Origin of the sequence: Mesorhizobium sp. M4B.F.Ca.ET.017.02.2.1 (assembly GCF_003998955.1) — a bacterium.
In the GTDB taxonomy this organism is placed as follows: Bacteria; Pseudomonadota; Alphaproteobacteria; order Rhizobiales; family Rhizobiaceae; genus Mesorhizobium; species Mesorhizobium abyssinicae.
Window position 1 is genome coordinate 1 of record NZ_RZOF01000609.1, and the last position, 1,404, is coordinate 1,404.

Here is a 1,404-nt window from a genome sequence, read left to right on the forward strand (position 1 = left end):
GGCCAGAAGCGGATGCCGAGAGGGTCGCGCAGATCCTCGAAGGTGAGTTCCGCTTCCTCCAGACCGAGTTCCTCGCCCTGGTAGAGGCAGATCGAGCCGCGCAGGCAGGCGAGCAGCGCGATCGAGAATTTCGCCACTGTGTCCGGATCGCCGCCCGGCCGCGTCCAGCGGCTGACATGGCGCACGACATCGTGGTTGGAGAAGGCCCAGCAGACCCAGCCGTCGGCGACGGTGCCTTCGAAAGCCTCGACGCAGCCGCGTATGTGCGCCGCCGAGAATTGCGGCCCGAGCAGGTCGAATGTGTAGCACATCTGCAGCCTGTCGCCGCCGGAGGTGTAGGCGGCGAGCGTCTGCAGCGAGCGGTCCTCGTCGCCGACCTCGCCGACCGCGGCTCGGTCCTGGTACTCGTCGAGCAGCGCGCGGAAGCGGCGCAGGAAATCGAGGTTCTCCGGCCGCGTCTTGTCGAACAGATGCTCCTGGAAGGCATAGGTGGTGGTGGCGCCGTTGGTGCCGGCGACGCTTGCCGCCAGAGGCGGGTTGTCGCGCAGCCAACGGTCATGGAAATAGTAATTGACCGTATCGAGTCGAAAGCCGTCGACGCCGCGCTCCAGCCAGAAGCGCACCGTGTCCAGCACCGCGTCCTGAACCTCCGGATTGTGGAAGTTGAGGTCGGGCTGGGCGGCGAGGAAATTGTGCATGTAGTACTGCCGGCGTGTGGCATCCCACTCCCAGGCCGGTCCGCCGAACAGCGACAGCCAGTTGTTGGGCGCATTGCCGTCGGACCTGGCATCAGCCCAGACGTACCAGTCGGCCTTCGGGTTGTCGCGGCTGGCGCGGCTCTCGACGAACCATTCATGCTTGTCGGACGAGTGCGAGATCACCTGGTCGATGACGACCTTCAGGCCGAGCCGGTGCGCCTCGGCGACCAGCGCGTCGAAATCCTCGAGCGTGCCGAACATCGGATCGACGTCGCGATAGTCCGACACGTCGTAGCCCATGTCGGCCATCGGCGACTTGAAGAAGGGCGACAGCCAGATGGCGTCGACGCCGAGCGAAGCGACATGGGCGAGTCTGGCGGTGATGCCCTTGAGATCGCCGCTGCCATCGCCCGTCGTGTCCTGGAAGGAGCGCGGATAGATCTGGTAGATGACGCAGCCGCGCCACCAGTCGGCCCCCTGCTCCCCATTGCCCTCTGTCATCCCTTGTCCTTCCCGCTGCGTATCCGGCCGCCGGCCTTGCGCTCGATCATGAATACCACCGTCCGTCCCGGCACCGGCCGCGACAGGTCGACGCCGCCATCCGCCGCCTCGATGGCGGCATGCCAGCGGAACCCGGTCCGTTCCGGCAGCGTGAAGACGCATTGGCGGCGGTCGCCGTTGACGACGCCGGCAAGGCGGCCATCGC

2 protein-coding genes are annotated in these 1,404 nt (G+C 66.7%); both read right to left on the reverse strand.

All coding sequences use genetic code 11. The features are described from left to right. On the reverse strand, positions 1-1,199 hold a 1,199-nt coding region (locus EN738_RS34290), incomplete at its 3' end, for an alpha-amylase family glycosyl hydrolase (RefSeq protein ID WP_127287364.1). Further along, positions 1,196-1,404: hypothetical protein (locus tag EN738_RS35820; protein ID WP_189606136.1), on the reverse strand; the 209-nt coding region annotated here is incomplete at its 5' end. The genes EN738_RS34290 and EN738_RS35820, both read right to left, overlap by 4 nt.